Raw genomic sequence first — 6454 nt, forward strand, 5'->3', positions numbered from 1 at the left:
GCTACGAGCAGCACGGCGAGCATGGCAACGCTGACGAAGCAGCGGTAGCTGAACAGTTTGGCGTAACCCTGAGTGATCAGCACGATCATACTCTGACCGGCCATATCGATGTCAGCATCGAGGATGATGCGCCGACCCTGAGCGGCATCACTGTGGCCGGAGAAACTCAGGAAGACGGCACGGTGGTAGTGGACGATGCGAATGGTACGATTACGTTCACGCTTGATGGTGCGGCGTTTGGCGCAGACCAGGGAAATGGTGCGCAAGTCACTGTGACCGTAAACGGTGAGACATACACCTGGACCAAGAATGGTGATGATTGGACAGCGGAAGCATCCGACGGGCATGAAGGCAATCTTACATATGATAAGACCAGTGGTATCTTCACCTACACGCGGCCGGAAGGCGATGTGCAGACAGCAGCCCAGGGAGATCAAAACGACCAGCACGACAGCTATGATTTCCATGTGGAAATAAAGGATAGCGACGGCGATACCAAGAGCAGCGATGTAACGGTCAATACCGTTGCCACGCCGGAATGGATACCCGGCCCTGATCCCAACCCTGATCCCGATCCTGATCCGGATACCCCAGATACGCCGACTACGCATCTGTCCTCGGTGACGACGGACGATTCGTATGTGGCAGGCGGGACGATGGTCAACAATCCTACAGGCACTGACACTGGCAGTGCGACTGACACGGGTTCGTTTGGCGTGACACTGACGGGTGACGAGTATACGATCACCATTACGGATAAGGATGGTCACAAGTATACACTAGAGCTTGATAAGGATGGGAATCCGAAGGAAGGCCAGTTGCCTGAAGGCGGACTGACCATAACCGGCGACTACGGTAACCTGACGATCACGGACGTGAGTGGCGGCCATATCGAGTACACCTACACGCAGACGAAGAGCTACGAGCAGCACGGCGAGCATGGCAACGCTGACGAAGCAGCGGTAGCTGAACAGTTTGGCGTAACCCTGAGTGATGAGCACGATCATACGCTGACCGGCCATATCGATGTCAGCATCGAGGATGATATGCCGGTCTTTGGCCCGTTGACCCAGGAACCCGGCCAGTTTAACGATCGTGGTGCGCAGAAGTCCCTGGATTTTGTAACGGAAAACGAGACTAGCACATGGAGTGACTTTATAGGGCAAAATGCTAGCAAAGAGCAGCATTGGGGAGATGGACTAACTAAGAGCGAACATGCTGAGCTGGGAGGCAGAGTTCACTGGGGCCTCAACAATGGCTTCAAGATCATTGCCACATCGGTGACGTACAATGAAGATGGCACGGTAACTGATATAGGCAGCCAGGGTTGGCAAAAAGGTAATTCAACAGGAATTAAAAGAAATGGAGATCTTCGACTAGGAGGACAAGGAGACACATCCAATGAGACGGGAAAGAACTTATGGCTTACCAAGGATGGCTTGGGAGTAGGTGGAGAGCACGGCGTTGGCGGGCACGAGATTTCTGGTTATGGTCAGGATGCCGAAGCCGTCGTGCTGGAAGTCAATAACGGATCCGTATCCTACGGTTTCGACATTACTTTTGGCGACAGTAGTGAGGGCAAGGTTCTCATCAGTTTCTATCTGACGCCGCGTAACAATGACGATAACGACCTGGTCATGCAGGTGGTAGTCGACTTGTCCACGCCTGAGGGTAGACATTTCTTCCAGAAACTGCCCGACGGCTTCAACAAGGTCATCATTTCGCCGCTTCCTAAGGAGACGGATGTCCACACGGTAGATCATACCAGGAGCGACTATTCCTCCTTCACCATTGATCATCTCGACATAACGCGGCCCAGTTATGTACATGAAGGCCAAATTCCCATCAATCCTGGTGCTGACGGGTTGAAGGCCGGCAGTGTAAGTTGGAACTGGAACAACAGCGGTTTGGACAAGAGCACGGTGAAAGTCAACGGTGAAGAATACACCGTTACACTGTCCATTGATGGCAATATCGTTACCGCTGTTCTCTCGGGAGGTTCCGGCGACATAAACCTGAACGGCAACACCCTGTTTACCGGTACGCTGAACGAGAACGGTAGTTGGTCGATAGAGCGTTTCTATGACTTCCAGATGCGGGATGCTGATGACCACTGGACAGATCATCCTTGGTACAACGTAACGTTCTCCGCGACGGATACTGACGGCGACACGGCGACAACAACTGAACAGCTCAACTTGTTTGGCAATGAGGATCTGGATCGCTTCGACAACGTGGAGACGGGGTATTGGAATGATGCTGCTTGGAATTCCGAAGCTAAGAATGACAACGCCTCGGATTGGCTCTTCGGCGGAGCCGATGACAATGATCTGATGTTCGGCAAAGGCGGAAAGGACGTCCTGTTTGGCGATGGTTCTGAAGATGCTCTGAAGGACGTACTGGGGGATTTCTTTGACAACAAGCACGTTGTTGAGTTCTATGTAAACAAGAATGTGGCGGGAGAAGAGGCAGGTGATAACGGAAAGCTAGTTGAAGAGTTGTATAAGGCTGTGGGTGAGGCTTTTAAGAACAATACTGACAGCAAATTGGAGTCACTGCTTACAGCTATTGACAAACAGGAGGGCGGCGACGATGCACTGTACGGCGGTGTGGGAGATGATATCCTCTTCGCCGGTGCAGGCAACGATTATCTCAATGGCGGGCCAGGTAAGGAGGTAAAAGGTTATACTGATCATGACATCCTCTTCGGCGGTGCCGGCAATGATATCATCCTGTACGATAAGGATGATCTGATTCATGGTGGAGCCGATGTCGATATTCTGCTGGCTAACAAAGGCGATACAGGTTTACTGAACAACGGCAGCAGCAACATCAAAGACGTGGAGGTCGTGCTCAGGGCAACTGATACCGATGTGAAAAATCTTGGTATCACCAGCAGTGATGCTCTGAATGACTACGGCATCACAATGGATGGCAACGACCTCACTCTGTCCTCTGACTGGTCAGACGAAGACATTGACGGGATTTATGAAGCCGATCTTAACGGGCATCATCTCCAATTAGAGATGAAAGGTATGACTCAGGATGGAGATCATCACTGGTCCCTACAGGCTAATGCAGAGAACGCGGCAGACACGATTTCCTCCTCCCCGGACTCGTCTCTGAAGTTCGTTGCGGACGTGTCTTCGCTGAAAGACTCCCAGGACGATGATCCGCTGTCCGTCGATGACGGCCTGAACGGCAGCACAGGCAGTGACACGCTCTTTGCCGATTCCGGCAATGATGACCTGAGCGGCAGTGACGCCCTCTCCGCCGGTGACGAACTCATCCAGTATGATCCCACCGACTACGCCGTGTTCGGCGGCGATAACGGCATCGCCGTGCTGTTGAGCAACGACACGGACGCCGACAGCCTGGACGACCTCCTGAAGGCCCCGCTTGGCGGTGACAAGCCTCATGTGCAGGACGTGGAACTCTTCCTCAAGGGCGAAGGCGTGGAAGACCTGACCCGCATGAGCGACCTTCAGCAGCACGGCATCACCGTGGACGAAGAGAGCAAAACCGTCACGTTGGGCGAAGGCTGGAAAAAGGCCGAGGACGGCAGCGGTTATGTCAATGAGGACAACAACTGGACGCTGGAAACCAGCAATGTGACCGTGCAGGGTGTGGATGAGGCCGCGCAGCAGGCGGCCAACGAGATCCAGCTTACGCAGCAGGGCTAACCCTTAACCTCCGGCCGGGGCGGTCATCACGCTCCGGCCTTTTTTGTGCCCGCCGTCCGATATTCCGGGCGGCGGGGCGTGAGAGTTTTCATGCGTATTCTCATCATCAACAGCAATTTTCCGGGCCGCCTGGGAGCGCTGGCCCATTATCTGACCGCTTCCGGGCACGAGGTACTGTTTGCCGCCAGGTACGGCAGACGGGAGGCTTCTCTGCCCGGAGTACAGCGCCTTGTCCTGAAGATACGCGATGTGGCCGTGGGCGAGGAGCGCGGCATGGTGCAGCTCTGGAAGCGGACGCTCCATGTGGGAGAGCAGGCACTTGCCCCCCTGCGCCTGCTGGCCAGGGAATTTCGCCCGGATATGGTGCTCTCCACCCACGCGGAAGGTATCGCGTTCTTTGCGCGCGCCCTGCTTCCCGAAGCCTTCCATGTGTTTTATCCGGTCGCTGATGTGCCCTGGGCCGAAGCGGGCGCCATGCGGGATATGCGTTCTCTGCGGGTATTGCAGGGCGATTGCTGCATCGCATTCACGCGAGCCGATGTGCGCAGTCTGCCGGACGTGCTCCAGAGCAGAATCCGGCTGGCAACGCCCTGGGTGGAGACGGGACTGCTTGACCCCGCGCAGGCAAAGGTCTTTCTGCCGGATGGCCGCACGGCTGCCCCGGAACTCATTTCTGTGGACATGAAAGGACTGGACGCAACAGGCATTCGCGCCGTGCGCCGGCTGGTGGTTGACCTTCTGACGCTTCGCCCGCGCTGTCATGCGGTGCTGGAATACGGACAGAACCATGCGGGCACGCTGTGGCTGCGGCGTCTGCCCGAGGAGGTGCGCAGCCGCCTGCACGCGGCGGAGTTTCTGCCCGCTGCCGCACGGCGGGATCTCTTCTGCACCTCCGCGCTGCACCTCTGTCCGAATGAAAGGGACGGGCTTTTTCCCGGCAGGCTGGAAGCCATGAGCTGCGGTGCACTCCTGATGTCGCCGCTGACAGAGGAAGCGTTTTTGAAGCCGGGCATCAATATGCTGCCGCTTCCGCAGGACAGCCGCAGAAAGCAGCTTGCCGCCGTGCTTCATGCGCTGGATCATGCCCATAGCCATGCGCCGTTGCGCACCCGCGCCCGGCAGGATGTGCTGACTGTTTACGCCCCGGAGCTTGTCCTGCCCGCCCATACGGCCATGCTTATGGAAGCGTATGCGGCGCACAGGGCAGGGAAGACCTCATCTTGCGGATAAATGAGAAGGGCAGGGATAAACTCCCTGCCCTTCATGCAGCCGAACAACGGCGATGACGGAGGAAGGTCTCTTCCACCGCTACATCAGCAACTTGCCACTGGCAATCCAAGCTGGCTCATGAAGGCATTCAGGGATTCTGCCCTGGCCGCATCCAGCGTGAGCCTGCGCAGGGCGTCTATATCGGACGAGTTTTCAATATAATCCAGCACAGACGAAGGTAGGCTGCCAAAGCGCATCTCCAGCAAATCACGCAGGGCTATTCCTAAACCACGACTTTCACCCCTTTGGATGTATTCATTCTTCCACTGTGCGGCGCGTTCTTCCAACATGGCGTCCACCTCCCGCAAATCTTGAAATTCGGGAATCTCTTCCGTTATCCCTGAACGTTTCAGGACGATCCGTCCCAGCCATACCGTAAACGCTCGGCGCAAGTCCAGATACTCCGGAGCCTGAAGATGCTGTGCCAGCTCTTTCACGACCTCGCGAACCTGCTCCAGATTCTTTGCCTGTTCCAGTCTCACAAGCATCGAGGCCGGCCCGCTGCCTGCCTCAAGTTTGTCCTCAGGCACACTGCTTTCATCCAGCAGAAAATGTCGGTGGCTGGGGCAGTAGGCTTTTAGTCCTCCCGGCATAGGGGCGAAGAGTTCCTCCACCTCACGCGGAGCCTTCCACGGTCTGCTCCCATTATAAATAACAATGGGAAACACTGGTGGCAAACCCTCGTTTTCCTTTATCCTGCCTGTTTTGACCAGGTCAAGCAGGAGCAGCGAGGTATAGGAGAGTATCCGCAGGGCCATCCAGTGATCGGGTGTACTCTGGAACTCCAGGAGCAGCACTACATAACACCAAGCACCATTCTTCCACCCTACGCGCCAGACGATGTCGTCATGACGTTCCCGAAGGTCGTCCGTCACATAGCTGCTTGCACAGCGCTCCAGCGTCGAAAAGTCCAGTTCGTCGATGAAATCCGCCGAAATGAGCTCACGAAGCAGGGACTCCACCATCACGGGATTGCTGAAAAGCTGTTTATAGGCCGGGTCGTGCGGCAGTCGTTCGTGTTCCATAGATTTATCTTAGCGAAGGAACACCGGCAAGGCAAGCGCTCTGTTCTTCAGAGCTTCTTTTGTTTTTGCACAGGAGGAGCGTCCGCAGTTTTAGATAAAAATTTCTGGATAAGATATGCGGGAATGATGATTTCCGCATTTTTGAGCAGCAGGCTCAGTTCTTTTGGACTGTAGCCTTTTTTGAAGGCTTTCCTGAAATCGTTCTCCAGAAATTCAGCCGCTTCCGGTCTGGTTTTTCCGTTTTCCCGCTCTGGTAAATCCTGAAGCAGTTTCCTGGCTTTTCTAAGTTGTTCAGGACGTATTTTTGTTTTGCTCGCCATGTGTTTTGTCTCCTTTGGGAAGATTATAGCGAATCTACAGTAAAGATATATTTTTTCATAGTTCTACCATTGCACGGGGAGGGTTCTTCGTGGCAGGATGGAAGTTGTGCTACACACAACTCCCATCCTGCCAAAGGGCTGACGCCCTCTGGACTCC

Annotated in this window: 5 protein-coding genes; 2 read left to right on the plus strand and 3 right to left on the minus strand. The window is 55.0% G+C overall.

Going from position 1 to position 6454, the window contains the following annotated elements:
• Positions 1-266 (minus strand): hypothetical protein (locus Q0Z94_RS10540; protein WP_298069512.1); only part of this gene is annotated, 266 nt, incomplete at its 3' end.
• A gap of 6 nt (positions 267-272) precedes the next feature.
• Here Q0Z94_RS10540 and Q0Z94_RS10545 point away from each other — a divergent pair.
• A complete protein-coding gene (locus Q0Z94_RS10545; RefSeq protein ID WP_298069514.1) occupies positions 273-3683 on the plus strand; it encodes a hypothetical protein in 3411 nt (1136 codons plus the stop codon).
• Positions 3684-3773: 90 nt separating this feature from the next.
• Positions 3774-4913, plus strand: coding sequence for a hypothetical protein (locus Q0Z94_RS10550; protein WP_298069517.1), 1140 nt, complete (start codon positions 3774-3776; stop codon positions 4911-4913).
• An 83-nt stretch (positions 4914-4996) separates the two neighbouring features.
• Here Q0Z94_RS10550 and Q0Z94_RS10555 read toward each other — a convergent pair whose 3' ends face one another.
• The gene (locus Q0Z94_RS10555; RefSeq protein WP_298069519.1) at positions 4997-5977 is read right to left on the minus strand and encodes an Rpn family recombination-promoting nuclease/putative transposase; all 981 of its coding nucleotides are present in this window, start codon (positions 5975-5977) and stop codon (positions 4997-4999) included.
• A gap of 47 nt (positions 5978-6024) precedes the next feature.
• The gene (locus tag Q0Z94_RS10560; protein WP_298069520.1) at positions 6025-6297 is read right to left on the minus strand and encodes a hypothetical protein; all 273 of its coding nucleotides are present in this window, start codon (positions 6295-6297) and stop codon (positions 6025-6027) included.
• Positions 6298-6454: the final 157 nt, after the last annotated feature.

The sequence above is a fragment of the uncultured Mailhella sp. genome, from assembly GCF_947631555.1.
In the GTDB taxonomy this organism is placed as follows: domain Bacteria; phylum Desulfobacterota; class Desulfovibrionia; order Desulfovibrionales; family Desulfovibrionaceae; genus Mailhella.